The organism is Kribbella sp. NPDC056345, from assembly GCF_042262745.1.
Lineage (GTDB): Bacteria > Actinomycetota > Actinomycetes > Propionibacteriales > Kribbellaceae > Kribbella.
On the sequence record NZ_JBHJQQ010000008.1, the window covers coordinates 261,709 to 288,176 of the forward strand.

Consider the following 26,468-nt stretch of genomic DNA (forward strand, 5'->3'; position numbering starts at 1 on the left):
GCACGTGGCCCTCGAGCCATGGGTGGTGGAGTGGTGTGGGCGGGAGCTCGGGGCCCGGCCGGTTGAGGTGTTGCTCAAGGCTTCGGTGGTTAGCGAGGTCTGGGGGTTGCGGCTCGATGACGGGCGGGAGGTTGTGGTGAAGGCGCGGGCGGATGACGGGCGGGTGGGGACGTGTTTGGCGGTGCAGGAGGCGGTGGTCGCGGCTGGGTTGCCTTGTGCTCGGCCGTTGACCGGGGTGAGCGTGGTGGACGGGCGAGCGGTGCATGCGGAGGAGTGGCTGCCTGGGGGTGAGGTTGCTCGGGGCAACGATGCTGGTACGGCGAAGCGCTCGGCGCGTCTGTATGCCGCGGTCATGGGGGTGACCCGGCGGCTCCAGCATCCGTCGCCGCTGCCTAATCCGGAGTGGGTGCGGTGGGATCACGACGGACCGGGTGAGTGGCCGCCGAATGCGGTTCACGACACGAGGCCGGGTGCGGATTCGTTGCGGGCGGATCTGGTGGCGATCGCGACTCGGGCGCGAAGGCGGTTGCTGAAGGCTGGGTCGATGCGACATGTGCTCGGTCACGCGGACTGGGAAGCCCAGAACCTGCGATGGCACGGGCACACGCCGTACGTCGTACACGATTGGGACAGCCTGGCGTGGTTGCCGGAGCCCGCGTTGGTCGGTGCTGCCGCGGGCGCCTTCGCCAGCACCGAGGTTCCCACGCTTGCTCCGCTGGCCAGTTCTGAGGCGTTTCTCGTTGCCTATCAGGAGGAACGGGAGTTCACGCCCGACGAACTGGAGGTCGCCTGGGCCGCCAGTCTCTGGCCGGCCCTCCACAACGCCCGCGCCGAAATCCTCTGGAACCAACCCCCCGTAGCCCTCACCGCCCTCTTCGCCCAAGCCAGATCCCGCCTCCACCAAGCCGCCGCGTAGCCCTCATTTCGCTGGCTAGGCACTGAAATTGGGGGTTCCGTACCCGTATTCAGAGTGTAGAACCCCCGATTTGCCTGCCTAGCCAGCCAAATCGGACGTCAGGGGAGGAGTTCTACCTGGGTGAGGGTTAGCGGGGTTGGGAAGGTTAGGCGGTAGTGCTGGTACTCCGCGAGGGTGGGGATTTGGAAGGGGCGGAGTTGGTGGCGCCAGGGGAAGGTTTGGTTGGTGCGTTCGTCGAGGACGGACCAGGTGGTGCCGTCCGGCGAGGCTTCCAGCCGCCAGGAAAGGTGATCGGTGGCATCAGCTGAGGTGAGGGTGTAGAAGGTCGCGGTTGCCGGGGCCGGGAGAGACCACTCGACAACTGAGACTGCGGCCGACGTGGCGGAGGTGTTGTCGAAGAGTGGGTTCGACGGATCCAAGGGGATCAGGTCGACCAGTGGGGCCGGGACCTCGGAGGACAGGGACGGCGGGGGTTGCAGGGTGCCCCAGTCGGACGGCTCCGGGCCCAGGACGAACTCGACGAGCGAGGCGCCTTGCAGGGCGGCGTCGGTGATCGATGCCACGGACAACGGTTTGCCGTCGACGCGGAGCTCCTGGACGTACGGGTGCTCGACGTCCGAGGCTGTAATCACCAACGGCGAACCGCCGAGCGGTGCCACGGTGACGCGCGGGAAGAGCGGTGAGCCGATGGTGTACTCGGGAGCACCGACGCGGAGCGGATAGAGACCGAGCGCGGCAAAGAGGTACCAGGCGGACATCTCGCCGTTGTCCTCGTCGCCCGGATAGCCCTGGCCGATCTGCTCGCCGACGTACAGGCGGTCGAGGACCTCGCGGGCGATGGCCTGCGTCTTGTGCGGGGCGCCGGCGTAGTTGTACATCCACGCGATGTGGTGCGCCGGCTGGTTGCTGAACCCGAACTGACCCATCCGGACCGCCTGCGCCTCGAGCATCTCGTGGATGACGATGTCGTAGCTGCCCTTCTTCGTGGCCAGTTCGGGAGTCGCGAAGAACTCGTCGAGCTTGGCCTCGAGACCGGCCGGACCGCCGTACAGACCGGCCAGGCCGCGGGGGTCGTGGGCGACATGGAAGGCGAAGTTCCAGCCGTCGGTCTCGGTGAAGTCGCCGCCCCACTCGCAGGGGTCGAACTCCTCCGGCGTCTGCGCGAAGGACCCGTCCGGCCGCCGGCCCTGGAAGAAGTTGATCGCCGGGTCGAAGAGCAGCACGTAGTTCTGCGAACGCCGGTACAGGTACGCCGCTTCCTCCCTCAACTGCGCGCTCCGCTCAGGAGACACGTCCGCCAGCCGCGAGGCCATCGCGGCCAGCCCGAAGTCGTTGAGGTAAGCCTCCAACGACCAGGACACACTCTCCTCGGTGTCATTGCTGACATACCCGTTGAAGAACCCAGTCGTCGCGCCCTTCCGCCCAACCTCGGTCGCAACCGGTACGACGGTCGCGTTCCGCAGCCCGGCGTCGTACGTGGTCAACGGGTCCGGCAGCTCGACCCCGCGCAGGTAAGCATCGGCGAACGAGACATCCGACGAGGTCCCGGTCATGCAGTCCGCATACCCCGGCGAGGACCACCGCGCGATCCACCCACCATCGCGGTACTGCTGCACGAACCCGTCCACCAGCTCCGCGGTCAGCGCCGGATACAGGAACGCGTACGCCGGCCACGCGGTCCGGTAGGTGTCCCAGAAGCCGCTGTTCACGTACATCTTCCCCGGCTTCACCACCGCCTGCCCGTCAACCGTCGGGATGACCGGACTGGCATACGCGTACGACGGCGCGTCCGCCGTACCGGTGTTCTCGAACTGCGAGTTCGGGTAGAGGTTGAGTCGATAGAGGTTGCCGTAGACCGTGCGCAGCTGCGGTTCGGTCGCACCCTCCGGACGGATCACCGCCAGCCGTTCGTTCCAGATCGCGTTGGCTGCCTGCTGAATCTCCTCGAAGGACCGCCCCTCGAGCTCCAACGACAGGTTGTGCCGGGCCTGGTCGACGCTGATGAACGACGTCGCAATCCGCAGCGTCACCTCATCCGTGTCGAAGCTCGCCGCCCGCGCGTTCGCCCGCCCGCCATCCGCGGGTCCGAAGGACGCCGGCTCTGAGAACAGGCCGTAGCAGAACATCCGGGTTCGCCCGGTCTCCGCGCCGCTCTCGACCCAGCCGGTCAGCGCACCGTCGTCGTACCCGAAGGCGCCGTTCTCGTCGATCGTGTCGAAGACCAGATGCCGCCCGGCCGCATCCGCCGGGAACGTGAACCGGAAGATCGCCCCGTGATCGGTCGGCGCCAGCTCGGCCAGCAGCCCATCCTGGCAGCGCACCGAGTAGAGATCCGGCCGGGCAACCTCGTCCTCGTGACTGAACGCCGCCGCCCGCGCCACCGGATCACCCAACGGCGTCGCAGCAGTGACCGGCATGATCGTCAACTGATCGCGATCGCCCATCCACGGGCTCGGCTGGTGCGAGAACGTCAGCCCCTGCAGTTCGGTCAAGTTGTCGGCATTGTTCAGCCGGTGGTACTCGTACGCCCACCGGTACGTCGATGCGTCCGTGACCGGCGTGATGAAGTTGAACCCGTTCGGCCAGGCCGTGATCGGCAGCGTGTTCCCGCGGGAGAAGGCGAAACTCGCGTTGGTCCCGCGCCGCGTGTCGACGTACGCGGCCAGGTCCGACCCGTCGAGCCGCGGCGGCGCCGGCCCGATCTCAACGTCGTCGATCCAGCCCACGAACGTCGTACCGGTGGTGGGTGCATCGACCGTCAGTACGACGTCCGCGACCGTCTTCCCGGCCGCGACTGCGAGGTCGACCTGGACGTCGTTCCACTGGTTGGCATAGAGGACCTTCGACGCACCCTGCCCCAGGGCGTCGAAAGGGTTCCCGTACTGATCCTTCGCACCGAGCTCCGACAGCCGCGTGCCGTCGGTGAAGACCAGGTCCACTGCCACGTACGTCGCACCGTACTCGAGGCCCTCGTCCAGCTCCGGATACACCTTGTAGCGCAGCCGTTCCCCAGCCTGGACCACCCCGGCGGTCACGCTGAGCGACACCGCCTGCCGCCCACCGGTGGTCCCGGCGTAACGCACCGCGTCCACGCTGCTGAAGCCTGCCTGCGGGCTGGTCGGGCCGCCCGGCCCTCCACCTGTCTCAAGGATCACGGCGGCAATGTTAGAACATTTAGTGCGGTGGGTCCGGCGGGATGTTCCCATCCTGGACCCAGGCCACATAGTCCCGGGCGCTCTCCTCGTCTGGCCGCAACCGCAACCCGGCCGCCAGTGCCCGCCTGTTGTCCAGCTGGAAGAGCCCTTCGTCGTTCAGGTGGAAGCGATCCACCGCCGGCGCCCAGTCCATCGGCGCCGGATCCGGTACGACGGAACGCCAGGCGGCGGCCAGTTCGGCCATCGTCCGGGTCGGGCCGACCACGTTGTACGGACCCGACAACTCCAGCAGCAGGAAGTCGGCGAGATCACGGGCATCGACGTACTGGACCGGCTGCGAAGGCGGTGCCGCGGACTCCATCCGGTTGCCGGCGGCAAGCGCCGTACCCCAGTTGCCGAAGTCCGGGTTGTAGGGCCCGACCACGAAACCGGACCGTACGGCGGCCATCCGGCTCCCGAAGGTGGCTGCGAGCAACGATTCGCAGCGCACCTTCGACGGTCCGTACAGGTCCATCGTGAACTCGTTGTCGGGGGCATCCACCGGCCACGGGAGCAACGCCCCGGACTCGTCCTGGCCCGGTGTCGTCCGGTCCGCGTAGACCGCGATCGAGGACATGTACGTGTAGCGGCCGACCCGATCCCTGAGGACCTCGGCACTCAACCGCACATCCCGCACCAGGAGGCCGGACAGGTCGATCACGCAGTCCCACTCCCCCGCGGCCAGGTCCGACGGATCGGCCCGGTCTCCGGTCACCCGGCGGACCTCGGGGAACAGCCCGGGATTCGTCGTACCGCGGTTGAAGAGCGTCACCTCGTGACCGTCACGCAGCGCGGCCTCGACCACGTGCCGACCGAGATTCTTCGTGCCGCCGAGAACCAGCAGCCTCACGACAACTGCTCCACCAGATCCGCCAGCTCGGCCAGCAGCGGGTCGATCCAGTCCGCCGACTCGGGGATCGTCTGCAGGCCCTCGGTGACCACGAAGTCCAGTGCCCGCAGGCAGAAGCAGGCACCGCCGACCAGGATCTGACGGTCGACGAGAAAGGGATCCGCACCGGCAGCGGCGACGTACTCGGCGACCAGTGGGCCGCGATCGTGGCCGAGGGCAACTGCATCGCGGATCAGGGTGTACAGGTCACTGAGATGGGGTGCGAGGTGGGCGAGCGGCCAGTCGACCGCGGTCCAGCGGATCCCGTCGGTGACCAGGTTCTTCGGCACGAAGTCGCTGTGGACCACCCGCGCGGGCGCCTGGTCGTGCAGGGCCGCGAGGGCTTCGGTCAACGGCGAGACGTCGAAGGTGATCCGGCCGATCCGTGCCGTCAGCTCCTTTACTCGCTCCGGCGGGAACTCGCTGGGACCGTCGATCGGCGCGGTACGGATCTCGGCAAGCAGCCCGGCCGCGGCGAGAAACCCCTCGGCCGTCGGTTCCTGCTCCAGCGTCACCCGGCCGACGTCCTCGAGCACCAGCACCTCATCCGCCGCGTAAAATATCCGGGGCGCCGGCAACCCCAGTGGAATCACGAACCGCTCGTACGCCGCTGCCTCACCCGACTGGGTGCCCGTCCCGCGCTTCACGATCACGCTGCGCAGCCCGTACGACAGCCGCCATACCTCGGACGACGCCCACTGCCGTAGCAGTTCGCCGTGCAGCGCCTCGACCTCCGGTGCCTGCGTCGCCTCGAGGACTGCGGGAGGAAGCCAAGCAGGAAGCATCCAACGAGTAGATCACGTCCCGACGGATGCTTCCCAGTTGTTTGTCTCAGCTCAGGCCGCAGGGGCGGAACGACTGGTAGAGGGCGGGCATCGCGTCGGTCATGGCCTGCTCGTACTCGAACGGATCGTCGCGGACGAAGACCGTCGTCCGGCCGTCCCCGCCGAGCTCGAACTCGAACCGGCCGTTCGGGGTGGAGCGGACCGTGCACGGGACCTGCTCGTTCCGGATCACGGTGTCCCCGGCCGACACCTCGGCGGCCGGAATGATCGAGTGGCAGCCGTCAGGACGCCGTACCAGGACTCGGCCCGCTACCTGCATCCACGCGGCGGTCTCCCAGACCGAGTGAGTGCGGTCGTAGATGTCGGCCATCAAGTCCGCCGCCGCGTCCTCCTCGAGCGCACGCAGGAAGTCGGGCCGCGAAGACTGGCCGAGCGTGTATCCGAGGTAGCGCCGCAGCCACGGGTGCAGGTCCTCGACCCACTTCAGATCCGGCAACATCCAGTACGTGTTGTTGCTGTCGTCCATGTCGTCGGCGGAATACGGGTAGAGCGACAGCGGCAGACCGGAGTCCACGATGCGGATGGCCGCCTGCGGGTCCATCGTCGTACCGGCCGCCAGGTGGATCCGGGCGACCTTCTCCCGGAAGAGCTTCGGGGCCCGGTTGTAGGCGACCGCCACCGGCCTGGCCGACCCGAAGGACAGGAGGTGTACCGGTTCCGGGCTGTCCGCCAGGGCATGAATGAGCAGGTCGATCCCCCGCTGCTGAGCCGGCGGGGCGTCACACATCCTGTCGTTCGGGTCACGCATCCGGGCGGACGGGCACCAGGCGGTCGGGACGTTCCGGCCGAAGATGGCGTTCAGCTGGGTCACCGCGGCGACACCGGGGTCACGCCTATCCAGGATCACCGCGCGCAGATCGAGCTCGGGCAGGCCGTAGGCCATGATCAGGTCGACGTTTCCACCGGGATCCTCCGGCGGATGGTAAAGGTCAGTGATGCTGATGACGGGGACGGTCATCTCAGCCTCGCATTCGAGTGGTCTCCTGAGAACTAGACGCCGCTCGCGGAGAGAAAGTTGCTAGCTCAACGGCGCTGTCGTCTGCCAGAGGGTGTAGGACCAGAGGGAATCCGGGTCGTAGCCTGCCGAGGTATAGACGACGGTCAGTTCGGATTCGTTGGGTAGGGTGCCGTAGACCGTGCGGAGGAAGCCCGGGTTGTGGGTCCGCGGCTTGCCGGTCCGGGCGCTGGTGATCGTGCTCTCCACCGTCCAGCTCACCCCGGGCGTGCCCCAGAAGCCGGCGCCGGAGATGCTCGCGATCTGCAGGTGGTCGGAGATGTAGTCCGGCTGGGAGCCGCTCGGGTACGGGTGGCCTTCGCGGACCAGGTAGAAGCGGTCCCGCGGCGGCGAGTAGACGAGGTCGAAGTTGTTCAGGCCGGGGTCCGACCCGACCATCGGAAGCACCCGCTCGAACTGGACCACCGGCGTACCGGATCCGAAGCTGACCTGCGCGGCCTTGCCCACGTTCCCGCTCGGCAGGCCCTGCGTCCAGGCGAGGACGACGGTGCCGTCGGTCGCGTTGATGGTGGTGGCGGTCGGCTGCCCGGCGCCCCACTCGGTCGGCGCGCTGCCGGGGAACTGGATGACGGGGTTCGGCAGCTTCACCCATGGCCCGTCGAGATTGTGGGCGACGGCGACGCCGATCGCGTTGTGCGCCGAGGCGTCCACGTCGTTGCCGAGGTAGAACATCGCGTAGCTGTAGGTCTGGCCGTTGTACGGCACGTTGACCCGGACGACGCTCGGGTCGCAGTTGTGGAAGTGGTCCCAGCCGGAGCCGCTGCCGGTCAGCACGGAGGTCGACGTACCGCCGATCTTGGTCAGGAAGATGTCGTCGCGGATGGTGGTCGCGGCCTTGCTGTGGCAGGTGTAGATGCGGGTCGGGCTGCCGGCCACGACGCTCGGCGCGTACGCGTAACCGCGGCCTTGGACGTCACTGGCGGCGTACAGGCGGATCGGCGCTGACCAGCCGCCGACCGCGGCGCGGGCGGAAGAGAGCGGGAGCAACGCCAGGACGGTGGCGATGGCGGCGATTCGGCGGAACATCATGCCTCCGGGGCTAGGAGCGGGAACAACCACAGGACCGGCGGATCACCAGGTCCACCTCGAGTACGGCGTGCAGCCGCGGAGCGTCGTGCGTGGTCAGCTGGCGGACCGCGAGTTCGGCCATCTGGGCGATCGGCTGCTGGACGGTCGTCAACGACGGCACCGCGTACGCCGACAAGGCCGAACCGTCGAACGTGGCGATGGCGAGGTCGTCGGGGATCGCGAGACCCTCATCGGCAGCCGCGCGCAGCAGCCCGATCGCCTGCCGGTCCGAGGCGGCGAAGACAGCCTGTGGTCGCGGCCGACCACCGAGCAGCTCCAGCCCACCGGCGTACCCGCCGTCGACCGTGAACGGCTGATGCACGAAGGCACCGTCCGCCGCACCGAGCGAGGTGAGAGCGTGCTGCCACCCCTCCCGGCGGGCCTCGGCCACCTCGGCGTCAGCAGGGCCGCCGATCATCGCGATCCGCTCGTACCCGTGGCCGACCAGATGCATGGTCGCGGCCACCGCCCCGCCGAAGTTGTCGACCCCGATCGACGAGTCGTCCGGCGGCGCGGCGCCCAGGAACACCCGGCGCGTCCCCGCCCGCTCCAGCAACCGAGCGGCCGTGATCGGGGCCTGCGAGATGATCACCACCCCGTCGATCCGGCGCTGCAGAAACGTCTCCAGCAACGCCAGCTCGGTCTCCGCATCCCCCTCGGAATTGGCCAGCAGCACCGTCCGCCCGACCTGCCGAGCAGCATGCTCGACCGCCCGCGCCAGCTCGGCGAAGAACTCGTTCGCGATATCCGGAACGATCAGCCCCAACGTCATGGTCGACCCACCGACCAGCGCCCGAGCCACCCCGTCCGGCCGGTACCCGGTCTGCTCGATCGCCGCCAGCACCCGCTGCCGAGTAGCCGCCGCCACCGGCCGCGGTCCCCCGTTCACCACATAACTGACGACAGCCATCGACGTCCCCGCCGCCCGAGCCACATCAGCCTGCGTAACCCTAGCCACCCCACCACTCCCATCTATACGTATAGATAGCCCGTCCACCCCCGCCCCTCAAGCCCTTCGACCAGCCCCGAAAAGGGGTGCGGACGCCAGGGCCATCACAATTGCGCGTCACGCCTCGCCGCACGCCTGCGCCCGCTCCCGGATCCCCAGTTGTGATGGCCTGCAGGTCCGGCCCGCGCGGGCGACCAGGCGTCTGGCAGGCTGTCCCCATGACGAACGTGACCCACGCCTGGGGCTTTGGCCTTGCGACTGTTACTGCCGGCGGGACTGTGCTGGATGTCTGGTATCCGGCGCCGGAGCTGGGTGAGCGGCCGGAGGATGTGAAGGCGCCGGCGGAGTTGGTGGCGGCGGAGGGGAACGACGAGCTGCGGCAGGTACGGCGTGAGGTCGTGAGCACGCAGATCGTGCTGGACGAGGGGCCGAGTGGGACTGCGGATGCGTACCTCCGGCTGCACCTGTTGTCGCATCGGCTGGTTCGGCCGCACGGGCTGAGCCTGGACGGGATTTTCGGCGCACTGCCGAACAACGCGTGGACGTCGGTCGGGCCGGTGCCGGTCGAGGAGATCGAGCACGTGCGGCTGCGCGCGCGGGCTGCTGGTCAGCACCTGAGCGTCACGAGCGTGGACAAGTTCCCCCGGATGACGGACTACGTCGTACCGAGTGGGGTGCGGATCGGTGACGCGGACCGGGTGCGGCTGGGTGCGCATCTGGCCGAGGGCACGACCGTCATGCACGAGGGCTTCGTGAACTTCAACGCCGGCACGCTCGGTACGTCGATGGTCGAGGGCCGGATCGTCGCCGGTGTCGTGGTCGACGACGGCAGCGATATCGGGGCCGGCGCATCGATCATGGGCACGTTGTCCGGCGGCGGGACGCAGGTCGTGTCGATCGGCAAGCGCTGCCTGCTCGGAGCGAACGGCGGGACCGGGATCTCGCTCGGCGACGACTGCGTGGTCGAGGCGGGTCTGTACGTGACGGCCGGGACCAAGGTCACCCTGCCCGATGGCAGCGTGGTGAAGGCCCGCGACCTGTCCGGCCAGCCCGGGCTGCTGTTCATCCGCAACTCGGTCACCGGCGCCGTCGAGGCCCGGCCGCGTCAGGGCGAGGGCATCACCCTCAACGAAGCCCTGCACGCGAACGCGTGACAAACCCGCCAACCGCTCGGCGGGTTCGAGCGTCAACCACATCGTGATCTACACCGCGGAACCAGGCCACCGCTCTCGCACGTTGGGAGCGGTATGCCGATGAAGCGAGGCGTGCTCGTTGCCTTGGGGTCCATCGGGGCGCTCAGCCTCGTCATCGGCGGAGCTGTGGCCTGGGTCGGCGGGAAGGACCTCGGCCCGCTGCTGCCACCACCGGAGCAGTGCGTGGCCACGGTCAACGGCGCGACCGTCGAGCTCGAACTGGAGCAGGCCGAGTCGGCCGCGATCATCGCGGGCGTCGCCGTACGGCGTGGGCTGCCGGGCCGGGCGGTCACGATCGCGCTCGCCACGGCGTACCAGGAGTCCGGGCTGCGCAACCTTGCGCACGGCGACCGGGATTCGCTGGGCCTGTTCCAGCAGCGACCGTCCCAGGGCTGGGGGTCGACGAAGCAGGTGCAGGACCCGCACTACGCATCCGGCAAGTTCTACGACGCCCTGGTGAAGATCAAGGACTACCAGAAGCTCCCGATCACCGTCGCGGCCGACCGCGTCCAGCGCAGCGCCTTCCCGAACGCGTACGCCGACCACGAGGCCGACGCCCGCGTGCTCGCCTCCGCGCTGACCGGCAATTCGAAGGCGGTCTTCAGCTGCACGGTCAACCCGGACGACGTACCGGTCCAGACAGTCGGCAAGAACGGGCTGACGCCCCGCGCGGACGCCGTACGGCGGGATCTGCTGGCAACGTTCGGGCGGATCTCCACCGGTGGTTACGCGCCGGGCGGGGTCCGGTCCGGGCACATGGAGGGGTCGGCGCACTACGAGGGCCGGGCGGTGGACGTGTTCGTCCGGCCGATCACGGCGGCCAACACGACCAAGGGCTGGGCGATGGCGCAGTACCTGGTGGCCCGGGCCAAGCTGCTGAACATCCGCACGATCATCTTCAGCGACAAGATCTGGACCGCCGGCGGCCGCTCGGACAGCGGGTGGCGCGACTACACGCCACCGGCCCGGTCCGGTGACCAGAAGATCCTCCGGCACCTCGACCACGTGCACGTCGACGTCCTCGACAACTGATCTGAAGACTGTCTGAAGGTCCCCGCTCACCCTGAGTACATGGCGAATCTGGGGGAGCAACACCGGCCGAACGTCCTGTTCAACCTGGCCGGACTCGTACTGATCGTGGCAGGCATCGGCCTGACCATCTACGGCCTCGTCTCGGCAGTCGGGGTCATCCAGGCATTCGACGCGTTCCGTGGCGACGGACCGCCGGTCCAGGTCGCGGACGGAATGGCAGCGGCCTTCTGGGGGATCGTGGTGTTCACGATCGGGCGCTACCTGTGGCGAGGGGCGCGCAAACGCGGCGCTGCCGACCGCTTCGGGCGGCTACTGCTCGTGGTCGCCTACGTGATGCTCGGCATCGGACTGGACGGCGGGGTGCATGCCGCGACCGGCATCTGGACGCAATCGTCCGATTCGGCCGAGGAAGCGATGATCCGCACGCTCGTGACAGTGGCCGTGTGGGGCCTCCCGGCCTCCTTGATCGGCTGGTTCGGCACCAAGCTCGCGAACGAGAAGATCCTGGCCACGGCCGACGTCAAGGTGGGCTGACGACGGTGGGGTACCTGCGTACCCCACCGTCGTTTCTCAGCTCTTACTCGTCGTGCTCCTGCGGGGGCAGCGCGGCGATGAAGGGGTGGTCCTTGTCGATCTTGCCCATCTTGGACGCGCCACCGGGCGAGCCCAGGTCGGTGAAGAAGTCGACGTTCGCGGTGTAGTAGTCCTTCCACTGCTCCGGGGTGTCGTCCTCGTAGTAGATGGCTTCGACCGGGCACACCGGCTCGCACGCTCCGCAGTCCACGCACTCGTCGGGGTGGATGTACAGCATCCGGTTGCCCTCGTAGATGCAGTCCACGGGACACTCCTCGACACAAGCGAGGTCCTTCAGGTCAACACACGGCTGCGCGATGACGTAGGTCACTGCTACTCCTCCTATGGCAGGCACGCGCAGCGATGATCCTCTGGGTTGCTGCGATGCGGTGGTGCAAGAGTCTCTAGTATCACGGTAATACGCTGCCCACTCTGCCAGGAGTCCGGATCGTGTCAGGCCTTGGTACTCGTGATATCGGACACCGTGTGGTGGTCCGGCATCGAATTAAGGGTGGCCTAACCGACGTCATCGGAGTTCTCGAGGACCGTCGGGAGGGTCAGCTGGTGGTCCGGCATGCCGACAGCAGCCGGCACGAGATCGAGCTCTCCGCGATCACCGCGGCCAAACCGATCCCGGAGATGCCGCTACGCCCGGTCGACGTCGAGCAGCTTTTCCTGACCACCGCACTGGGCCGTCCGGCGGCCGAGACCGTGTATCTCGGCGAGTGGTTGCTGCGGGCATCCTCGGGCTGGACCGGTCGCGGCAACTCGCTGCTCACGGCCGGCAACCCCGGGACGCCGCTCACCGAGGCGCTCAAGCGTGCTGAAGCCTGGTACGTCGAGCGCGGGCTGCCACCGCAGGCCCAGGTCCGCCTCGGCAGCCCGGCCGCGACCGACCTGCAGGAGCTCGGCTGGATCGACGGCCACCCCGAGCGTTCCGACGTACTGGTCATGCACACCACACTCGACCACGTGAACGCGCTCCCGCCGTACGAGGTCGACCTCGCCGAGCGCCCCGGCAAGGCCTGGTACGGCGTCGCCTTCGAGGGACCGGTTCCCGCTCCGGCGCCGGTCGTGCTGGAAGGTGCACCCAAGGCCGTCTTCGCCTCGATCGTGCTCGACGGCGAGCACGTGGCGGTCGGCCGGGGCGCGATGACCGGTCACTGGCTCGGAATCGACGCTCTCCGGGTCGCACCGGCCCACCGCGGCCGCGGGCTGGCGGCGGCCGTCGTACAGGCTCTGGCGCGCTGGGCAGGGCCTCAGGGCGGCCGCCGGACCTATCTGGAGGTCCTGGAGGACAATCTGCCGGCCGTGACGGCCTACCGGCGGCTCGGGTACGTCGAGGCGTATCGCTACCGGTATCTGGTGAGCCCCTCGGGCTAGGCTCAGCCGGTATGGCGGATCACGTGGTGGAGCGCCCCGAGTATGCCGGGGATTTCGAAGGCACCGTGCAGGTCGAGTACACGCCACACCCGGATGACGGGGTGGCGGACCCGGGTGAGGTGGTCTGGACCTGGGTGCCGTTCGAGGAGGACCACCAGCGCGGGAAGGACCGGCCGGTGCTCGTGGTCGGATCCGACGGGCCGTACCTGCTGGCGCTGATCCTGACCAGCAAGGACCACGACCGCGACGCCGCCGACGAGGCCCGCTGGGGCCGGGTCTGGATGGACGTCGGCCAGGGCGCCTGGGACCGCGAGGGCCGGAACAGCGAGGTCCGGCTGGACCGGGTCCTCCGCGTCGATCCGGCGCTGGTTCGCCGCGAGGGTGCGGTGATCGGCGAGGACCTGTTCAACCAGGTCGCTGCCGGGCTCCACACCCTCCATCGCGGCTAGGCGGCCGCCGGTCAGCTCGGCGTACGAGGTGGGGTCGTCTGGGTGTTCTGCGGGCCGTTCGGGGGCGGGGTCGTGGTCCCGGGCTTCGGGCCGCAGCGGATGTCGTCGGCCGCGTTGTAGTGCGTGGTGAACTGCTCGGTCTTGACCTTCGCACCGTTCTTGTAGAAGTCCCGGAAGATCGTGATGTCGAAACCGGCGGTCGGTGCCTGCGGGCGGCAGCCCGGCTCCTGGCTGTAGACCAGGCCGGGGGCGCGGTTGTTCGACTTGCCGGAGGCCCGCGCCTTGATCTCGTAGACCTTGGTCCCCCAGATCTTGACCGTGATCCGGCCCTGGCTGCCGGGCTTGGACGCGGTGAAGATGGTCTGGATGTAGATCCCGTTGCCGGAGTCGTTGAGGAACTTCAGGTCCACCGACGGCCACGCGACGGTCGCCTCGCGGCCGATCGGGTAGCGGCTGATGTAGACGCTGTGCGCCTTGTGCTCGACATCCTTGAGCCCGGCGAAGAACGCCGCGTTGAAGGTCGTGGTCGCCGACTGGGAGACCCCGCCGCCGAGGTCCAGCTTGAAGACGCCACCGCTGATGATGTTGCCCTCGGTGAAGCCGTTCTCCTTGGTCCGCTCGCCGACGATCTTGTTCAGGCTGAACATCTCGTTCGGCTTCAGCAGCGTGCCGTTGATCTTGCGGGCCGCGGTACCGATGTTGGTGTTGCGGTACGGCGCGTGCGGGAACTCGGTGGTGAACTCGCCCATCACCTCTTTGATGCCGAGCTTCTCGATCTGCTCGGTGGTCACCTTCGCCTTGGTACTCGCCAGGCCGACCGCGGCCTTGCGCTCACCGGCCGGCTTCGGCAGCACCGAGATGATCGCCGGGACGACCTTGGTGCGGTCGACGACCATGCCGTCGACGGCGGGGACGACCTTCGGCTTACCGGCCGCGATCTCGAAGGTCGCGTCCTTCGGCAGCGTCTCGAGGGCCTTGAACCGCTTCTGGAACAGCGGCTCCAGCTGCTTGCCGCTCAGCGTCGGGGTGACCTGGCCGTCCTTCACCGTGAAGGTCAGCGCCGGTGCGAACTCCGACGGGGTGAGCGAGACCGACTTGTCGCCGACGGTCAGCTTGATCGGGGCGGCCACGGCCGGCTCGGCGAAGTCCGTGATCGCCTTGCTGATCGCGTCGGACCCGGCCTGCGGCTGGGTGACCTGCACCGGCAGGTCCGCCGCGGTGCCGCCACTCGGGTAGGCCGCGACGACGACGTCGACGGCCTTTGCGGTGTCCAGCTCGAGCCCTTCGGCGGGCTTGTGCGGGACCGGCTTGAGTCCGTCGAAGGTGATCGAGCCCTCGGTCGCCGGGCGGTTCACCTGCTTGGCGAGCTTCGCGACCGCTGCCTGCAGCTTCGCCTCGTCCTTGGCGACCACCGGCTCGACCGCGGAACCACCGGTCAGGGCACGCCAGATCCGCGCGGGGGCCAGGCTGCGCCCGGCTCCGGCCTGGGCCACTGTCGCCTCGACGTCCAGGCTGAGTCCGGCCTCGGCCGGGTTCACCGAGTACGACGTCGCCGAGTCACCGGCCTTGAACTTGACCGGCTGGGCCAGCCGATCCTTCAGTCCGGCGTCGAGCTTGGCCTTGGCATCGCTCTCCGACAGCCCGCCGAGCGGGATGCCGAGCACGGTGGTGTCACCGGGAATCTTGTCTCCGGCGAACGCGAAGGCGGCGCCGTACCCCACGACGAGCACGCCTAGTCCTGCCGCGGCGACAATCCCCGCGAGCTGCTTCTTCCCCACCGGACGAAGTCCTCCTGCTCATGCCCTGGCGCCGCAGGCACCTATGGTCAGGCTGTGCCCGCTGGGGACACAAGGGCATATCTTACGGGACGGGGCAGGCCTTCCCGACCTTTGGGGCAGGCCCCGCCTGCCTCAAAAGCCCCCTTCGCCACGCTCAGCGTGCGGGCAGCTCCCGATAGTGACTGGCGTGATGGACCAGCGCACCGGCACTCAGGGCTTCCCCGAGGCCCAGACTGAGCACCTCGCCGACCACGATCGTGTGGTCACCGCCCTCGTACGTCGCCCAGGTCCGGCACTCCAGCCACGAGAGCGAGCCGGTGATCACCGGGCAACCGGTCTTCGGTCCGGATTCGGTCGCGACCCCGTCGAACTGGCTGTACAGATCCCGCCCGGACCGGGCGAACCGGGCGGCCAGCTCCTGCTGGTCCGCGGCCAGCACCGACACGGCCCAGTAGCCGCAGTCGAGGACCGCGTCGTGCATCCGCACACCCTTGTCGACGCAGACCAGCACCAGCGGCGGGTCCAGCGACACCGAGGTGAACGCGTTCGCCGTCATCGCATGGGCCACGCCGTCCTGCAGCGTGCTCATGATCAGGATCCCGGCCGCGAACTGGCTCAGTGCCGCCCGGAACTCCTCGGGCGGCACGATCCCGCTGGGCTCGGGCGTCATTGACACCTCAGCAGCCTATGCCCGGCGGATGGTTGATGTCTGAAGTAGGCGTGTGTGGACCGTCACGCCAGGCCGGCGAACAGATCGTCCTCGACGCCGTTGGGACCGGGGGCAGCCGTGCCCTTGACCAGGCGGTAGCCCTCGTCGCCGAAGATCGAGCTGCCGTTGTTGTCCGACAGAGCGAAGAACGGCCCGTCCACCGTGATCTGGGTGGCGTGCGCCTTCATCGCGTTCATCTTGCGGTCCATGTACGCCGAGCCGTCGACGATCGCGTCGATGAACCGGTCCGGGGTGATCATCGGCGGCATCGGACCCTCCGGATCCATCCCCTCGAAGGTCGTGGTGTCGCCGGCCGCGCGGAGCTCGCGCAGGCTCGCCCGCATCGCCGACTCGATGATCGCGGTCCAGTAGATCTTCGGGATTTCCCAGGCCGGGCCGAGGTCCTCACGGTACGAGCGGGCGCCGGCCAGGGCAGCGGCGTACATCGCGACGCGGTGTGCCTTGATGTGGTCCGGGTGGCCGTAGTTCCCGTACTCGTCGTAGGTGACGAGGACCTGCGGGCGGATCTCCCGGATCACCGGGACCAGATCGTTCGCCGCGGTCAGCAGGTCGGCCTGCCAGAAGCTGTCCTGACGGGTGTCCGGCGGGACGTCCGCGTTGCCCTCGTCGTTGTAGATCATCCCGGTGTCGCGGTACTTACCGGGGCCGCCGAGGTAGCGGTGGTCGGTGACGCCGAGCTCGGCCATCGCGGCCTCGAGCTCGGTGATCCGGTGTGGTCCCAGCTGGTCGGTCTGGTCAGCGGCCAGATGGGACAGATCCGGAACGAGCACCTCGCCCTCTTCACCGAGAGTGCACGTGATCAGCGTGACGTGGGCGCCTTCGTCCACGTACCGCGCCATGGTTGCGCCGTTGTTGATGGTCTCGTCGTCAGGGTGGGCGTGCACCAGCAACAGCCGTCGCTGTGCAGTTGGTGACGGGGGGAGCTCAGCCATACCCAAACACTACGTCGCAGCCCCGACACTTATTCCCGTCAGCCGAAGCGACGGACCAGCAGACAGCCGGCCTGGAACCGGGACTTGGCTCCGAGCCCGACGACCAGCGCACTGACCTCGGCCCGGACGGTCCGCAGGGACAGCCCGAGCTCACGAGCGATCGCGGCGTCCTTCGTCCCGGTGGACAGCATCCGCCCGATCGCGATCTGACGGCTGGTCAGTTCCTTGATCGCCGCCGGCGTCTGCCGCCGGGATCCCAGTTCGTAGATCTCGCAGACATCTTCCGGTACGACGTCTTCCCTCCGGACCGAAGGGACGACCTGATACACCGACATTCCTCACTCCTCCCCAGTAGCGTGCAGAAGGATTCTCGCCGCCGGCGTAGACCACTCACCAGGTACAACCCATACAAACGACCCATACAGTTTGCGGCCGGGGCCGTTTTCTCAGCGTGATCCGACGGTTCCGGAACGTCGTTTCCGCCGAGTGTGACTTCCGCCACTACAGCTGGTCGCGCAGGGCCCTCACGAACGGACGATCCGGTACCAGCCAGTCCGCTTCGACCAGTTCGGCCGCCGCGAACCACCGCAGTTCGGCGTGCTCCCGCCGTACCGGCTCGCCTGTCACGATCGTCGCCCGGTAGACGTGCAGCCGGTACTTGTCGGAGATGTCCACCCCCGGTCCGAGCGAGGCGCCGATCTCCACCTCGAGGTCCAGCTCCTCGCGCAGTTCCCGGGCTGCTGCCTGCGCCTCGGTCTCCCCCGGCTCGACCTTCCCACCCGGGAACTCCCAACCACCCTCGGGACCCGGCCGGTACGCCGCCAGCACCCGCTCACCACGCACGACGGCTACACCTACAACGATCTGCACAAGGTGACTCTGTCAGACATGTAACGAAAAACCGTCGGTGGCCTACGGCACGATGAGCTGCATGCCGTTGCAGAACAGGGTTCTTCCCACCCAGGAGATCGTCGCCGAGGACGGGCGCGGCCTCCTGATGGGCAACCGCGGCAGCCTGCACAGCCCGGATCGCCGCCTCGGCACGACCCGCTGGCGCTCCAAGGCGTGGATCTGCTGCGTCCTTGACTGGAAGGGAGTTCAGCGCGATCCGATGCCGCCCGGGCGCTGGACCGCCTTGTTCTTCTTCGACGAAGCCGTCGCACTCGCGGCCGGGCATCGGCCCTGTCATTACTGCCGACGCAGGGACTTCCTGCGGTACGCCGGGGCCTGGGCGCAGGGACATCACCTCGACGAACGCCCACGCGCGCCCGCGATGGACGCCGTACTGCACAGTCAACGCGTCGAACCGCGCACACGCCGGCAACGGACTGCCATCCGCGATCTCGGTGCGCTACCGGACGGCGCCATGGTCCGGTACGACGGCCGCCCGGCGCTGGTGCTGGACGGGCAGGTGCTGCCGTGGTCGTGGCAGGGTTACGAAAACCCGCGCCGGCCGCCGGGACTGATCGAGATCGAGGTGCTGACCCCAGCGGCGAATCTCGTTGTCCTGAAGGCCGGATTCACTCCATTACTCCACTCGTCGGCCGTCGGCAACTGAGGCAACCCTAAGTAGAAACACGCCGTACCGAGAGGTCTTCCGTTGCATGCTCCAGCGCGGCAAAGTGTGCCCATACTGACAGCTACAACACCATCACTGGAGTCGGCATGGGTGAAGGCAACGGCGCCGTAGCGCCCGTAGTCCGCGCGCTGGAAGCGCTACATGCGGCCGTCGGAAAGCTCAGCCAGGAGTACGGAGACACTCTCGGCGTTCGTCGCTTGGTCTCCGATGTGGCCCGGCTGAGCGACGATCTGGCCGAGCTCGGCCCTCCCGACCCGAAGCACAGACCCGGACCGGTTCCGGAGGACCTCGAGGAGATTCCCGACGTGGAGTATGACGCGTCCATGTGGACAGACGCGGAGCATGAAGGCTTCGGCGCACCGGATCGGCGTGCCCCCTGATGGCACATGGAGTTGATTCGCCCGGGCGCGCACAAGTTGGACTGAAGACCGCGAGAACCGATCGCTGGTGGCTGGCGCCGCTGCGGATCGGGGTGATCCTGGGCTTCTTCATCGTCTACGCGACGATCCGGATCTTCATGAACAAGTGGTACTGGGTGGACGAGCACCACTACCTGACCCCGCTGTACTCGCCGTGTGTCACCGAGTCGTGTGTGCCGGGTTCGAGTCACCTGGGCACGTGGTTCCCGAAGTTCCCGGTCTTCATCCCGTTCAGCATCATCACGTTCGCCGTCCTGGCCGGCTTCCGCGGGACTTGCTACTACTACCGCAAGGCGGGCTGGCGTTCGCTGCTGCTCGCGCCCGGGGCGTGCGCCGTACCGGAGCCGCACAAGAAGTACAGCGGTGAGAGCAAGTTCCCGCTGACCGGTCTGAACCTGCACCGCTACTTCTTCTACGGCGCGCTGGTCTTCGGTGTGCTCAACGTCTACGACGGCGTGCTCGCCTTCCACGGTAAGGACGGCGGCTTCGGGATCGGCCTCGGCACGGTGATCATCTGGATCAACCTGGTGATGCTCTGGCTGTACACGCTGTCCTGCCACGCCTGCCGGCACATCGTCGGCGGCCGGCTGAAGAACTTCTCCAAGCACCCGTGGCGGTACCGGTACTGGACCTGGGTGTCCAAGCTGAACCCGAAGCACGGCACGTTCGCGATGGCGTCGCTGTTCACCGTGATCCTGACCGACTTCTACATCATGGCGCTGTCGGCCGGCTGGTTCTCCGACCTGCGCTTCCTGAACTGAGGATCTGCGAGATATGACTGAGCTGGAACGACACACCTACGACGTCGTCGTGATCGGGGCCGGCGGCGCCGGTCTGCGCGCGGCGATCGAGGCCCGCGAGCAGGGCAAGCGCACCGCGATCGTGTGCAAGTCGCTGTTCGGCAAGGCGCACACCGTGATGGCCGAGGGCGGCTGCGCGGCCGCGATGGGCAACGCGAACGCGAACGACAACTGGAAGACGCACTACGTCGACACGATGCGTGGCGGCAAGTTCCTGAACAACTGGCGGATGGCCGAGCTGCACGCGCAGGAAGCGCCGGACCGGGTCTGGGAGCTGGAGACGTACGGCGCCCTGTTCGACCGGACCCCGGACGGCAAGATCAGCCAGCGCAACTTCGGCGGTCACACCTACCCGCGGCTCGCGCACGTCGGCGACCGGACCGGCCTGGAGCTGATCCGCACCCTGCAGCAGAAGATCGTCTCGCTGCAGCAGGAGGACTTCGAGGCGACCGGCGACTACGAGGCCAACCTCAAGGTCTACGCCGAGTGCACGGTGACCGAGCTGCTGAAGGACGGCGACGCGATCTCCGGTGCCTTCGGGTACTGGCGTGAGTCCGGCCGCTTCATCCTGTTCGACGCGCCCGCGGTGATCCTGGCCACCGGCGGTGTCGGCAAGTCGTTCAAGGTCACCTCGAACTCGTGGGAGTACACCGGTGACGGTCACGCCCTCGCGATGCGGGCCGGCGCGACGCTGATCAACATGGAGTTCATCCAGTTCCACCCGACCGGCATGGTCTGGCCGCCGTCGGTGAAGGGGATCCTGGTCACGGAGTCGGTGCGCGGCGACGGCGGCGTACTGAAGAACTCCGAAGGCAAGCGGTTCATGTTCGACTACGTTCCGGACGTGTTCCGCGCGCAGTACGCGGAGACCGAGGAAGAGGCCGACCGCTGGTACAAGGACGCCGACAACAACCGGCGCCCACCGGAGCTGCTGCCCCGCGACGAGGTCGCCCGGGCGATCAACTCCGAGGTCAAGGCCGGCCGCGGCACCCCGCACGGCGGCGTCTTCCTGGACGTCTCGTCCCGGCTGCCCGCGGAGGAGATCCAGCGCCGGCTGCCGTCGATGTACCACCAGTTCAAGGAACTGGCCGACGTCGACATCACCGCGGAGCCGATGGAGGTCGGCCCGACCTGTCACTACGTGATGGGTGGCGTCGAGGTCGAGCCGGACACCGCGCAGTCCTCGGTCAAGGGCCTGTACGCCGCCGGTGAAGTGGCCGGCGGGATGCACGGCTCCAACCGCCTCGGCGGCAACTCGCTGTCCGACCTGCTCGTCTTCGGCCGCCGCGCCGGAGCCGGTGCGGCGATGTACGTCGAGTCGCTGGGCGAGAACCGGCCGAAGATCGCTGAGGCCGATGTCGACGCGGCCGCGGCCGAAGCCCTGGCACCGTTCGAGCTCGAGGGCGGGGAGAACCCGTACACGATCCACCAGGAACTCCAGCAGTCGATGAACGACCTGGTCGGCATCATCCGCAAGGCCGACGAGATCGAGCAGGCACTGTCCCGGCTGGCCGAGTTCCGCGGCCGGATCGCGAAGATGACGGTCGAGGGGCACCGCCAGTTCAACCCCGGCTGGCACCTGGCCCTCGACCTGCGCAACATGCTGACCGTGTCGGAGTGCGTCGCCAAGGCCGCCCTGCTGCGGGAGGAGTCCCGCGGCGGTCACACCCGCGACGACTTCCCCGGTATGAACGCCGAGTGGCGCAAGCTGCTCCTGGTCTGCTCGCTCCAGGGCGACGGCGACGGGGTCACCGTGGTCAAGAAGGACCAGATCCCGATGCGCGAGGACCTGCTCGAGCTGTTCGAGCGCAGCGAGCTAGCGAAGTACCTCACCGAAGAGGAGCTGCCGGTATGAGTTATTTGGCCAAGTTCCGGGTCTGGCGTGGTGACGCCGACGGTGGTGAGCTGAAGGACTACGAGGTCGAGGTGAACGAGGGCGAGGTCGTCCTCGACGTCATCCACCGGCTGCAGGCGACCCAGACGCCGGACATGGCGGTCCGGTGGAACTGCAAGGCCGGCAAGTGCGGCTCCTGCAGCGCCGAGATCAACGGCATGCCGAAGCTGCTGTGCATGTGCCGGATGAACACCTTCGAGGAAGGGGAGACCGTCACGGTCACCCCGATGCGGACCTTCCCGGTGATCAAGGACCTCGTCACCGACGTGTCCTTCAACTACCAGAAGGCCCGCGAGATCCCCGCGTTCAAGCCCCCGGCCGACCTGAAGCCCGGCGAGTACCGGATGCAGCAGATCGACGTCGAGCGCTCGCAGGAGTTCCGCAAGTGCATCGAGTGCTTCCTGTGCCAGGACACCTGTCACGTCATCCGTGACCACGAGGAGAACAAGGAATCCTTCTCCGGCCCCCGGTTCCTGATGCGGATCGCCGAACTTGACATGCACCCCCTCGACGCCGGCGACCGCCAGCACGCCGCCCAGGAACAACACGGCCTCGGCTTCTGCAACATCACCAAGTGCTGCACCGAGGTCTGCCCCGAACACATCAAGATCACCGACAACGCCCTCATCCCGATGAAGGAACGCGTCGCCGACCGCAAGTACGACCCCATCGTCTGGCTGGGCAACAAGATCCGCCGCCGCGCCTGACCTGATGTGCACAACTGCTGCGCCCGACCGCCTGTCGCGGTCGGGCGCAGTTGGTTTGTGTACCCGCTCCGGGCGTCCGGCCGCAGTTAGCCGAGGCGCCGGAGAGCTGTCTCGATGGCGGCCTCGACCCGAGCAGTCATGCCGGGCACGTCGACGGGACGGCGGCCGGCGACCTGGCTGCTGATCCACTTCGACGCGCTGTCGTCGTAGTGCAGCAGGGCATACAGGTCCCACCACGGATCGAGAGTCACCCCGGAGATCGACTCGTAGAGCGACCGGAGCTGCTCCGCCCACTCGGGCGAGTAGAGCGCCGCCAGGTACCGCCGGCAGTGGCCGACGTCGATCGCGCGTGACCCCCGATGGATGCTGTTCCAGTCGGTCAGGCCGGTAATCCTCCCGCGCGACCACAGCAGGTTGACCGGCAGCAGATCGCAGTGCAGAAAGACAGCCTCGTCCTTCGGCGGCTGTGCCGCCATGACATCGAACGCTGCCGTCCACACAGCCGGCTTCTGTGCGCCGACCGGCACCCGAAACCCGTCTCGCGGAGCGATCCAGGAATCCGTCCAAGGTCTGAACGTCTTCGCAGGAAGATCCAGCGAATGCAGCAGCACGGCAAGCTCCGCGATCCTCGTCAGCCACAACCGAGGTTCCGCCGGACTGAGCTCAACATGACCCGGCAACCGCGTCATCAGCAACGCCGGCGCACCACCCGTCGAAGCACCGGCAACATCAGTCGCCAGGATCCTCGGAACCGGCAACCCGCTCCCCGCCACCACCCCAAGATTGGCGATCTCCTGCTCCAGCGGCTCCTCCAGACCAAGCCCGCCCGGATACTGCCGCAGCACGACGAACGTTCGCACGCCACGCCGCTCGACCGTCAACCGATGCACGGCAGAGCAGACACCACCGGTCATGCGGCGATAACCCACGACCCGACTGCCACTCCCCACCGACGCCGCAACCCAGTCCAGCGTCTCCGCAGAGGGCCGACGCTGCCTGAACCCGTTCTCTCTCCAGTCGCCCTCGGTCATGAACACGAGCCTATGCATCACAGTCCTGCTGCGACACGGGTTTTCCAACCCACCAAAGGCGGTGGCCACAGGACCGCAGATCTGTACACCGGATCGCGTGGCGAGCGATATGTCCCGCACACGTGCGCGGCAGCGCACAAAGGAGGCGGGAGGGGGTAGCCCGGGATGGGCTCCCCCGTGTGGGTGAACCGGGGTGCGGGGTGGACGGCCTAGGGTTCGACGCATGGATGTTGCGATTGCCGGGGTGTTCAGCCTGGTTGTGTTCATGGTGATCTTTATTCCGGTGGCGCAGCGGTTGCTGGGGGTGCGGTTCGGGCTGGTGCGGTTGGGGTTGGCGGCGGGGTTGACGTTGTCCACGTTCAGTCCGATTGCCAATGCACTGGTGGGGCCGCCGCCGTTCACGGGGTCGAATGCGGCGGCGTTGGCGTTCGTGGGGCTGACGACGTTGTGTGCGACGTTGTGTGGGCTGGTGTTTCTGGTGCTGGCGGAGGCGTTGGTGCCGACGGGGTCGTTGCCGCGGGCCCGGGATCTGCGGCGGGATGTGACTGGGCGGATCGCGCGGACGAGGCGGTATCTGCAGATTCTGCGGATCGCGGTCCGGCATGGGCTGGGGCCGTATCTGCGCGGCCGGCGGCGGCCGGGGCGAGAGAATGCGGCTGGACAGGCGGAGCTGGCGCGGTCGTTGCGGCTGGCGCTGGATGATGCCGGTGTCACGTTCGTGAAGCTCGGGCAGGTGTTGTCGACGCGGAGCGACATCATCCCGCTCTCGGTCGCCAACGAGCTGAGCCGCCTGCAGGATCAGGTCACGCCCGCACCCTGGGCGGAGATCGAGCAGGTGCTGACCGAGGAGCTCGGTGCACCGCCGAACCAGGTGTACGACGAGTTCGTCACCGAGCCGCTCGCCGCGGCCAGCGTTGCCCAGGTCTACACAGCAAGCCTGAATAGCGAGCGGGTCGTGGTGAAGGTGCAGCGCCCAGGTATCGCGAGTGTCGTCGACCGCGACCTCGATATCGTACGGCGCCTCGCCCGGCTGCTCGAGCGGAACACCGACTGGGGTCGCTCGATGGGCGTCCGCGCGCTGGCTGACGGTTTCGCCGAGGCGATGCGGGAGGAGCTCGACTTCACCGTCGAGGCGGGCAACATGGCAGCGGTCGCGGCCGGCCAATCCGTTGCTGCCAGCAACGACATCGTCGTACCCGCGCTCCACACCCGCCTGTCCACGCATCGCGTACTCACCATGCAGCGACTGGACGGGATCGGCCTCGGCAACGCCGCCCCGGCGATCGCCGAGCGCGGCCTGGACGCCGTTCGGCTCGGCCGCACCCTGTTCGACTGCCTGCTCGGCCAGGTTGCGATCGACGGGGTCTTCCACGCCGACCCGCACCCAGGCAACTTCCTGCTGCTCGCAGATGGCCGCATCGGAATGCTCGACCTAGGCTCGGTCGGCCGCCTTGATCCGGCGACCCGCGAAGCCCTGCAGCGTTTCCTGCTGGCCATCGATCACGGCGATCCGGTCGGCGCCACTGACGCGTTGCTGGAGATCGTCGATCGCCCCGATGTCATCGACGAGCGCGGTCTGGAGCGGGCAGTCGGTCAGTTCATGACCCGGCATCTGACCGGCGCGGTGGCGATCGGTCCGGCGATGTTCAACGACCTGTTCAAGATCATCACCTCGCACGAGCTCGGGGTTCCGCCCGAGGTCGCGGCAGTGTTCCGGGCGCTGGCCACGATCGAGGGCACGATCAGCCGGATCTCCCCCGGGTTCGACCTGGTCGGGGCGTCGCGGCAGTTCGCCTCGGCACATGTCACCGACCGGCTCACCCCGGAGGCACTTCGCCGTACGGCGACCGAGGAACTCGCCTCGATCCTGCCGATGCTGCGTCGCCTGCCGCGGCGGATCGACCGCATCGCCGCCGCGGCCGAGAGCGGCCGGCTCGGCCTGAACGTCCGGCTGCTCGCCGACGAACGCGACCGGCAGCACCTGACCGGCCTGCTGCACCAGGTCCTGCTGGCCGTCCTCGGCGCGACTGCCGGTCTGATGGCGGTCCTCCTCCTCGGCATCGACGGCGGCCCCCGGGTCAGCGCGAGCATCACCCTCTACCAGCTGTTCGCCTACAACCTGTTGGTGATCTGCGCGGTCCTGGTCCTGAGGGTTCTCGTTCTCATCTTCCGCATCCCCGAAAAAACCGGTGCGCGTTAAAAGTCCAGTTGTGCCAAAATAACCGTCATGTCTACCTACGTCCTCGTCCACGGCTCGGGCAGCAACTCGTTCCTGTGGACGTCGGTCCAGCGCGAGCTCGCCCTCCGCGGACTGCCGTCGTACGCCGCCGATCTCCCCGGCCACGGCCTCGACGCGCAGTACCCGGCCGCCTACCAGGCCCCGCAGGATCTGGAGTCCTGGGCGACCGAGCCCTCCACCCTCGCCACGGTCACCCTGCAGGACAACGTCGACAGCCTGCTTCCCGCCGTACGGCGCCTGGCCGCGAACGGACCGGTCGTCCTGGTCGGCGCCAGCCTCGGCGGTGTCACGATCACCGCACTGGCCAACCAGGCACCGGAGCTCGTCGACCACCTCGTCTACATCTCCGCCTGGGCGCCGGTCTCGAAGCCGAATCCGATCGAATACATGGGCGAGCCCGAGTTCGCCGAGAGTCGGCTGCCGACCCTGACCGGCTTATCCGTCGGTGATCCGCAAAGCATCGGCGCCGGCCGGGCCAACTACCGCACCGCCGACAAGGCACTCCTCGAGGCGCTGAAGGCGGCCACGATGGCCGAGGCGACCGACGCGCAGTTCCTTGCCCTGCTCAACATTCTGCAGCCCGACGAGTCGCTGCAGGTGATGATGGGTGACGCCCGCGCCGACGCCGAGACCTGGGGCACGATCCCGCGCACGTTCGTCCGGCTCACCGCGGACCGCTCGCTCCCGATCGCCCTGCAGGACCTGCTGATCCGCGAGGGCGACGAACTCACCCCCGACAACCGGTACGCCGTCCAGTCGCTCGACGCGAGCCATGTCGGCTGGATCTTCCAGCCGGACCGGGTCGCGGAGCTGCTGGCCGGAGTTGACCTCAAGTCCGCTTGAACTCCGAGGA

At 68.0% G+C, this 26,468-nt stretch carries 26 protein-coding genes; 13 read left to right on the forward strand and 13 right to left on the reverse strand.

All coding sequences use genetic code 11. The features are described from left to right. Window positions 1–4: 4 nt before the first annotated feature. A complete protein-coding gene (locus ACFCV3_RS27870) occupies window positions 5–916 on the forward strand; it encodes a hypothetical protein (RefSeq protein WP_376034700.1) in 912 nt (303 codons plus the stop codon). 98 nt (window positions 917–1,014) lie between these two features. Here the strand turns inward: ACFCV3_RS27870 and ACFCV3_RS27875 are convergent, their stop codons facing one another. Genes ACFCV3_RS27875 through ACFCV3_RS27900 form a run of 6 tightly spaced genes read right to left on the reverse strand, consistent with a single transcriptional unit; the run spans window position 1,015 to window position 8,885 of the window. After that, window positions 1,015–4,071 (reverse strand): GH92 family glycosyl hydrolase, encoded by a 3,057-nt coding sequence (locus tag ACFCV3_RS27875; protein ID WP_376034702.1) that lies wholly within the window; start codon window positions 4,069–4,071, stop codon window positions 1,015–1,017. A 19-nt stretch (window positions 4,072–4,090) separates the two neighbouring features. After that, window positions 4,091–4,960: an NAD-dependent dehydratase gene (locus ACFCV3_RS27880; RefSeq protein ID WP_376034704.1), complete on the reverse strand. Its 870-nt coding sequence runs from the start codon at window positions 4,958–4,960 to the stop codon at window positions 4,091–4,093. Next, window positions 4,957–5,784, reverse strand: coding sequence for a phosphotransferase family protein (locus tag ACFCV3_RS27885; protein WP_376034706.1), 828 nt, complete (start codon window positions 5,782–5,784; stop codon window positions 4,957–4,959). The genes ACFCV3_RS27880 and ACFCV3_RS27885 overlap by 4 nt, the downstream gene beginning before the upstream one ends. Before the next feature lie 46 nt (window positions 5,785–5,830). After that, window positions 5,831–6,802, reverse strand: a complete 972-nt coding sequence (locus ACFCV3_RS27890) for a hypothetical protein (RefSeq protein ID WP_376034708.1) — start codon at window positions 6,800–6,802, stop codon at window positions 5,831–5,833. Window positions 6,803–6,862: 60 nt separating this feature from the next. Then, a complete protein-coding gene (locus ACFCV3_RS27895) occupies window positions 6,863–7,888 on the reverse strand; it encodes a hypothetical protein (RefSeq protein WP_376034710.1) in 1,026 nt (341 codons plus the stop codon). A gap of 10 nt (window positions 7,889–7,898) precedes the next feature. Then, the gene (locus ACFCV3_RS27900; RefSeq protein ID WP_376034712.1) at window positions 7,899–8,885 is read right to left on the reverse strand and encodes a LacI family DNA-binding transcriptional regulator; all 987 of its coding nucleotides are present in this window, start codon (window positions 8,883–8,885) and stop codon (window positions 7,899–7,901) included. A gap of 209 nt (window positions 8,886–9,094) precedes the next feature. Between ACFCV3_RS27900 and dapD the strand changes: the two genes are divergently transcribed. The 3 genes from dapD (at window position 9,095) to ACFCV3_RS27915 (ending at window position 11,635) form a co-directional block, all read left to right on the forward strand. Beyond that, complete coding sequence (gene dapD / locus ACFCV3_RS27905) at window positions 9,095–10,030, forward strand: 2,3,4,5-tetrahydropyridine-2,6-dicarboxylate N-succinyltransferase (protein WP_376034713.1); 936 nt, start codon at window positions 9,095–9,097, stop codon at window positions 10,028–10,030. Window positions 10,031–10,123: 93 nt separating this feature from the next. Beyond that, window positions 10,124–11,101, forward strand: coding sequence for a hypothetical protein (locus ACFCV3_RS27910; RefSeq protein ID WP_376034715.1), 978 nt, complete (start codon window positions 10,124–10,126; stop codon window positions 11,099–11,101). A 39-nt stretch (window positions 11,102–11,140) separates the two neighbouring features. After that, the gene (locus ACFCV3_RS27915) at window positions 11,141–11,635 is read left to right on the forward strand and encodes a hypothetical protein (RefSeq protein WP_376034717.1); all 495 of its coding nucleotides are present in this window, start codon (window positions 11,141–11,143) and stop codon (window positions 11,633–11,635) included. Between the two features lie 43 nt (window positions 11,636–11,678). Here the strand turns inward: ACFCV3_RS27915 and fdxA are convergent, their stop codons facing one another. Further along, window positions 11,679–12,005 carry a ferredoxin gene (gene fdxA, locus ACFCV3_RS27920; RefSeq protein ID WP_376034719.1) on the reverse strand — a complete coding sequence of 109 codons (327 nt, stop codon included), beginning with the start codon at window positions 12,003–12,005 and terminating at the stop codon, window positions 11,679–11,681. Window positions 12,006–12,160: 155 nt separating this feature from the next. Here fdxA and ACFCV3_RS27925 point away from each other — a divergent pair, with 155 nt between their 5' ends. Together ACFCV3_RS27925 and ACFCV3_RS27930 are read left to right on the forward strand one after the other, a co-directional pair. Next, window positions 12,161–13,057, forward strand: coding sequence for a GNAT family N-acetyltransferase (locus ACFCV3_RS27925; protein WP_376034721.1), 897 nt, complete (start codon window positions 12,161–12,163; stop codon window positions 13,055–13,057). A gap of 11 nt (window positions 13,058–13,068) precedes the next feature. Then, entirely contained in the window at window positions 13,069–13,506 is a 438-nt protein-coding gene (locus ACFCV3_RS27930) for a type II toxin-antitoxin system PemK/MazF family toxin (protein ID WP_376034723.1), read from the forward strand. A gap of 11 nt (window positions 13,507–13,517) precedes the next feature. Here ACFCV3_RS27930 and ACFCV3_RS27935 read toward each other — a convergent pair whose 3' ends face one another. From ACFCV3_RS27935 to ACFCV3_RS27955, 5 genes are all read right to left on the reverse strand, one after another. Then, window positions 13,518–15,284 (reverse strand): VanW family protein, encoded by a 1,767-nt coding sequence (locus tag ACFCV3_RS27935; protein WP_376034724.1) that lies wholly within the window; start codon window positions 15,282–15,284, stop codon window positions 13,518–13,520. Window positions 15,285–15,438: 154 nt separating this feature from the next. Beyond that, window positions 15,439–15,954 carry a flavin reductase family protein gene (locus ACFCV3_RS27940; RefSeq protein ID WP_376035123.1) on the reverse strand — a complete coding sequence of 172 codons (516 nt, stop codon included), beginning with the start codon at window positions 15,952–15,954 and terminating at the stop codon, window positions 15,439–15,441. Between the two features lie 62 nt (window positions 15,955–16,016). Next, a complete protein-coding gene (mshB, locus tag ACFCV3_RS27945) occupies window positions 16,017–16,946 on the reverse strand; it encodes an N-acetyl-1-D-myo-inositol-2-amino-2-deoxy-alpha-D-glucopyranoside deacetylase (RefSeq protein WP_376034726.1) in 930 nt (309 codons plus the stop codon). 38 nt (window positions 16,947–16,984) lie between these two features. Then, window positions 16,985–17,281 carry a LuxR C-terminal-related transcriptional regulator gene (locus tag ACFCV3_RS27950; RefSeq protein ID WP_376034728.1) on the reverse strand — a complete coding sequence of 99 codons (297 nt, stop codon included), beginning with the start codon at window positions 17,279–17,281 and terminating at the stop codon, window positions 16,985–16,987. Window positions 17,282–17,447: 166 nt separating this feature from the next. Beyond that, complete coding sequence (locus tag ACFCV3_RS27955) at window positions 17,448–17,816, reverse strand: (deoxy)nucleoside triphosphate pyrophosphohydrolase (RefSeq protein ID WP_376034729.1); 369 nt, start codon at window positions 17,814–17,816, stop codon at window positions 17,448–17,450. 61 nt (window positions 17,817–17,877) lie between these two features. Between ACFCV3_RS27955 and ACFCV3_RS27960 the strand changes: the two genes are divergently transcribed. The 5 genes from ACFCV3_RS27960 to ACFCV3_RS27980 all read left to right on the forward strand — a co-directional run bounded on the left by ACFCV3_RS27960 (window position 17,878) and on the right by ACFCV3_RS27980 (window position 22,345). After that, window positions 17,878–18,504, forward strand: coding sequence for a hypothetical protein (locus ACFCV3_RS27960; protein WP_376034731.1), 627 nt, complete (start codon window positions 17,878–17,880; stop codon window positions 18,502–18,504). A gap of 107 nt (window positions 18,505–18,611) precedes the next feature. Further along, window positions 18,612–18,905, forward strand: a complete 294-nt coding sequence (locus ACFCV3_RS27965; RefSeq protein ID WP_376034733.1) for a hypothetical protein — start codon at window positions 18,612–18,614, stop codon at window positions 18,903–18,905. Beyond that, window positions 18,905–19,705 (forward strand): hypothetical protein, encoded by an 801-nt coding sequence (locus ACFCV3_RS27970; RefSeq protein WP_376034735.1) that lies wholly within the window; start codon window positions 18,905–18,907, stop codon window positions 19,703–19,705. The genes ACFCV3_RS27965 and ACFCV3_RS27970 overlap by 1 nt, the downstream gene beginning before the upstream one ends. Before the next feature lie 13 nt (window positions 19,706–19,718). Next, complete coding sequence (locus ACFCV3_RS27975) at window positions 19,719–21,599, forward strand: fumarate reductase/succinate dehydrogenase flavoprotein subunit (RefSeq protein ID WP_376034737.1); 1,881 nt, start codon at window positions 19,719–19,721, stop codon at window positions 21,597–21,599. Beyond that, window positions 21,596–22,345, forward strand: a complete 750-nt coding sequence (locus ACFCV3_RS27980) for a succinate dehydrogenase/fumarate reductase iron-sulfur subunit (RefSeq protein ID WP_376034739.1) — start codon at window positions 21,596–21,598, stop codon at window positions 22,343–22,345. The genes ACFCV3_RS27975 and ACFCV3_RS27980 overlap by 4 nt, the downstream gene beginning before the upstream one ends. An 86-nt stretch (window positions 22,346–22,431) precedes the next feature. Here the strand turns inward: ACFCV3_RS27980 and ACFCV3_RS27985 are convergent, their stop codons facing one another. Next, window positions 22,432–23,376, reverse strand: a complete 945-nt coding sequence (locus ACFCV3_RS27985; RefSeq protein ID WP_376034741.1) for a phosphotransferase family protein — start codon at window positions 23,374–23,376, stop codon at window positions 22,432–22,434. A 223-nt stretch (window positions 23,377–23,599) separates the two neighbouring features. Between ACFCV3_RS27985 and ACFCV3_RS27990 the strand changes: the two genes are divergently transcribed. Then, complete coding sequence (locus tag ACFCV3_RS27990; protein ID WP_376034743.1) at window positions 23,600–25,576, forward strand: ABC1 kinase family protein; 1,977 nt, start codon at window positions 23,600–23,602, stop codon at window positions 25,574–25,576. Between the two features lie 27 nt (window positions 25,577–25,603). Then, a complete protein-coding gene (locus ACFCV3_RS27995) occupies window positions 25,604–26,458 on the forward strand; it encodes an alpha/beta hydrolase (RefSeq protein WP_376034745.1) in 855 nt (284 codons plus the stop codon). Window positions 26,459–26,468: the final 10 nt, after the last annotated feature.

What these genes read in the sequence shown, in the direction of transcription:
- ACFCV3_RS27885 (WP_376034706.1), bottom strand. Translation starts at nt 5,784, where the DNA reads ATGCTTCCTGCTTGGCTTCCTCCCGCAGTCCTCGAGGCGACGCAGGCA.
- ACFCV3_RS27890 (WP_376034708.1), bottom strand. Translation starts at nt 6,802, where the DNA reads ATGACCGTCCCCGTCATCAGCATCACTGACCTTTACCATCCGCCGGAG.
- ACFCV3_RS27895 (WP_376034710.1), bottom strand. Translation starts at nt 7,888, where the DNA reads ATGATGTTCCGCCGAATCGCCGCCATCGCCACCGTCCTGGCGTTGCTC.
- dapD (WP_376034713.1), top strand. Translation starts at nt 9,095, where the DNA reads ATGACGAACGTGACCCACGCCTGGGGCTTTGGCCTTGCGACTGTTACT.
- ACFCV3_RS27910 (WP_376034715.1), top strand. Translation starts at nt 10,124, where the DNA reads ATGCCGATGAAGCGAGGCGTGCTCGTTGCCTTGGGGTCCATCGGGGCG.
- ACFCV3_RS27915 (WP_376034717.1), top strand. Translation starts at nt 11,141, where the DNA reads ATGGCGAATCTGGGGGAGCAACACCGGCCGAACGTCCTGTTCAACCTG.
- ACFCV3_RS27930 (WP_376034723.1), top strand. Translation starts at nt 13,069, where the DNA reads ATGGCGGATCACGTGGTGGAGCGCCCCGAGTATGCCGGGGATTTCGAA.
- ACFCV3_RS27940 (WP_376035123.1), bottom strand. Translation starts at nt 15,954, where the DNA reads ATGACGCCCGAGCCCAGCGGGATCGTGCCGCCCGAGGAGTTCCGGGCG.
- mshB (WP_376034726.1), bottom strand. Translation starts at nt 16,946, where the DNA reads ATGGCTGAGCTCCCCCCGTCACCAACTGCACAGCGACGGCTGTTGCTG.
- ACFCV3_RS27950 (WP_376034728.1), bottom strand. Translation starts at nt 17,281, where the DNA reads ATGTCGGTGTATCAGGTCGTCCCTTCGGTCCGGAGGGAAGACGTCGTA.
- ACFCV3_RS27960 (WP_376034731.1), top strand. Translation starts at nt 17,878, where the DNA reads ATGCCGTTGCAGAACAGGGTTCTTCCCACCCAGGAGATCGTCGCCGAG.
- ACFCV3_RS27965 (WP_376034733.1), top strand. Translation starts at nt 18,612, where the DNA reads ATGGGTGAAGGCAACGGCGCCGTAGCGCCCGTAGTCCGCGCGCTGGAA.
- ACFCV3_RS27970 (WP_376034735.1), top strand. Translation starts at nt 18,905, where the DNA reads ATGGCACATGGAGTTGATTCGCCCGGGCGCGCACAAGTTGGACTGAAG.
- ACFCV3_RS27975 (WP_376034737.1), top strand. Translation starts at nt 19,719, where the DNA reads ATGACTGAGCTGGAACGACACACCTACGACGTCGTCGTGATCGGGGCC.
- ACFCV3_RS27980 (WP_376034739.1), top strand. Translation starts at nt 21,596, where the DNA reads ATGAGTTATTTGGCCAAGTTCCGGGTCTGGCGTGGTGACGCCGACGGT.
- ACFCV3_RS27985 (WP_376034741.1), bottom strand. Translation starts at nt 23,376, where the DNA reads ATGACCGAGGGCGACTGGAGAGAGAACGGGTTCAGGCAGCGTCGGCCC.
- ACFCV3_RS27990 (WP_376034743.1), top strand. Translation starts at nt 23,600, where the DNA reads ATGGATGTTGCGATTGCCGGGGTGTTCAGCCTGGTTGTGTTCATGGTG.
- ACFCV3_RS27995 (WP_376034745.1), top strand. Translation starts at nt 25,604, where the DNA reads ATGTCTACCTACGTCCTCGTCCACGGCTCGGGCAGCAACTCGTTCCTG.